The organism is Nonomuraea sp. NPDC049784 (genome assembly GCF_040659615.1).
In the GTDB taxonomy this organism is placed as follows: domain Bacteria; phylum Actinomycetota; class Actinomycetes; order Streptosporangiales; family Streptosporangiaceae; genus Nonomuraea.
Window position 1 is genome coordinate 1 of the sequence record NZ_JBFAMX010000960.1, and the last position, 2,739, is coordinate 2,739.

A 2,739-nucleotide genomic window follows, 5' to 3' on the forward strand; every position below is an offset into this window, starting at 1 on the left:
CTCCAGGCACTGGGCGCCGCCTCCGCCGTCATCGTGCCGCTGGGTGTCGTCGGCCGGGTCACGGGCGCTCTCACCCTGGCCCGTACCGACGCTGCCCGGCCCTTCGACGCCACGGAGGTAGCCCTGATCGGCGACATCGGCCGCCGCGTCGGCCTGGCCATCGACAACACCCTGCGGTTCGGCCGCCAACGCGAAATCGCCGAGGCCATGCAGCGCAACCTGCTCACCGCCCTGCCTCAACACGGCCTGCTGAGGCTTGCTGCCCGCTACCAGCCCGCTCCCGCAGGCTCCCAGGTAGGCGGCGACTGGTACGACGCCTTCCTCCTGCGTGACGGTGCCACCGCACTGGTCATCGGCGACGTCATCGGCCACGACTTGGCGGCCGCCGCAGGCATGGCCCAACTGCACGGCATGCTGCGTGCCCTGGCCTGGGATCGGACGGAACCGCCCAGCGCCATCATCGACCGCCTCGACCAAGCCGTCCCCGTCATCACCAATGTCCCTCTGGCCACGGTGCTCTTCGCCCGCGTTGAGGGGCCAGAGAACGGCCCCTGGCAACTGCGATGGACCAACGCCGGCCACCCTCCGCCCCTCTTGGTCACCCCCGACGGACACACCGAATACCTCGAACAGGGACAAGGCCTGCTGCTGGGCACCGGCCTGGGCGACGTCAGCCGACCGGACGCCACGGCGCCCCTGCCTCCCGGCTCCACCCTTCTGCTCTACACCGACGGCCTGATCGAAGTCCCCGGCGCCGATTTGGACACCGGCCTGGGTCGTCTTCGCCGCCACGCCGCCGCCCTGGCCTACCATCCCCTGGACGACTTCTGCGACGAGATCCTCGCCCGCATGCCTGCCGGCAGCACCGATGACATCGCCCTCTTGGCCCTGCGCATCCCGGCAACCGAGCCTCCTGCCGGCCAAGCGCCGGCAGGCAGGACCGATGCCCAGGGCGCGCCGACGTGGCCGGCAGTACGATCCCGGCCCAGCTGATTAGGACGCGTGCGTCCGGCGACTGGCCGACGCCCCCTGGGGCAGCGAAGACCGTACCGGCTGTGACTGGTGCGCCGGTTCACGTGCATGAACGCGGCGTGTGCGGCGGTGACGTTCTTCGATGACGTGGACCACCAGACCGAGCCGGCCTCGCGGTGCGCGCCTGGAAGCGGTTATCAGTTAGGGCGATGAGCTAGGCGCGAACTGCCCGTTTCCGCCGGTTGCCTGCTCCTGTGCTCTGAATACGGATGGGTGCCATCGACCAATGACCTCGTAGGAGGCACTTCATGGCCGGACCAGAGAACGCAGAGACCAAACCTCCCATTGTCCTCATCCATGGGCTGTGGCTGACCCCGCGCGCCTGGGAGGGCTGGATCGAGCGCTACACCCAACTCGGCCACCAGGTTCTCGCCCCGGCCTGGCCAGGCATGGAGATCGAGGTCGAAGCCCTGCGCAAGAACCCAGAGGCAATGAACGGCCTGGGCGTCACCGAAGTGGCCGACTTCTACGAGACGGTCATCCGCGAGCATTCTCGGCCACCCATCATCGTCGGCCACTCCTTCGGCGGCCTGATCACGCAGATCCTCCTGGATCGCGGCCTCGGCGTCGCTGGCGTCGCGATCCACCCTGCCCCGATCCAGGGCGTGCTGCGGCTGCCGCTCAGCAGCCTGCGTTCAGGCTTCCCGGTGCTGTCTAACCCCGTCAACCGCACCAGGACCGTGGCGCTGAGCGCCAAACAGTTCCGCTACGCGTTCACCAACACCCTGACCGTGCAGGAGTCGGAGGAGATCTACCAGCGCTACCACGTGCCCGCCCCCGGTCGGCCGCTGTTCCAGGCCGCCACCGCCAACCTACGACGGCACCCTGCCACCAGGGTCGATGTGCGCAACGACACCCGCGCCCCACTTCTGCTGATCGCCGGTGGCGCCGACCACACCGTCCCCGTCACGCTGGTTCGCGAGACCTACCGGCGCTACCGCAAGTCTCGTGCGATCATCGACTACCAGGAGTTCGCGTATATGCCGCACTTCGCCCTTGGCGCTCCCGAGTGGGAGCGAGTCGCCGACCACGTGGTCCGCTGGGCCGAGCGGCACGCCGCGAGACACGCCAGGCGGAGCGTCGGAGACACGCAACGTCACCGTTCTGGATCGGCGGTGGTCGATGAAGCACCGGAGCCCTGAGCTCATGTCGGCGATCAGCGATACGGGCGCGATCGCCGCTGATGATGAGCTCTGCTTGGATTGGGCGTTTCCGCCAGCACGCAGACCACGTTGACTGAGAACTGATCAGCCGGCGCATCTCGCGTCGCTGTCGCCGTGAGGGGGTCGCGATGACCCTGGCCGCAGGGGAAACGAACACGACCGCTCGCGCCGGCCTCAATGGCCAGGCGCCGCGCTGCGATCATCTCGACCTGCTCCCGGCTGTGGAGCACGGAGTACCCGAATGCAAGGAATGTCTGGACCTCGGCTGGACCTGGAAACGCCTCCTGGCCTGTCAGACCTGCGGCTGGGTGGCCTGCTCCGACGATTCCCCGGGCGGCCACGCCCGGGCCCACTATCAGGAAACCGACCACCCGGTCGTCGCAGCCCTGGAGCCCGGATCGACCTGGCGATGGTGCTACGTACACGAGCGGTCGGTGTGAGAGAGACAAATGAGCATTTCTGAACAGCCTGTGAAAGATCGGCAGTACTACGACGGCGCATCGCCGTTCCCCGGGGCGGAGGAGCACCCTCCGGCCGGCCGAGC

Annotated in this window: 3 protein-coding genes; all 3 read left to right on the forward strand. The window is 68.3% G+C overall.

The features are described 5' to 3' along the window. The coding region (locus AB0J09_RS61685) for a GAF domain-containing SpoIIE family protein phosphatase (RefSeq protein WP_360713386.1) at positions 1 to 993 on the forward strand (993 nt) is incomplete at its 5' end. A gap of 287 nt (positions 994 to 1,280) precedes the next feature. Next, positions 1,281 to 2,174 carry an alpha/beta hydrolase gene (locus AB0J09_RS61690; RefSeq protein WP_360713388.1) on the forward strand — a complete coding sequence of 298 codons (894 nt, stop codon included), beginning with the start codon at positions 1,281 to 1,283 and terminating at the stop codon, positions 2,172 to 2,174. Between the two features lie 149 nt (positions 2,175 to 2,323). After that, positions 2,324 to 2,635 (forward strand): UBP-type zinc finger domain-containing protein, encoded by a 312-nt coding sequence (locus AB0J09_RS61695; RefSeq protein ID WP_360713390.1) that lies wholly within the window; start codon positions 2,324 to 2,326, stop codon positions 2,633 to 2,635. The last annotated feature ends 104 nt before the right edge of the window (positions 2,636 to 2,739 follow it).

Coding starts and splice junctions, on each gene's coding strand:
- AB0J09_RS61690 (WP_360713388.1), top strand. CDS start 1,281: ATGGCCGGACCAGAGAACGCAGAGACCAAACCTCCCATTGTCCTCATC.
- AB0J09_RS61695 (WP_360713390.1), top strand. CDS start 2,324: ATGACCCTGGCCGCAGGGGAAACGAACACGACCGCTCGCGCCGGCCTC.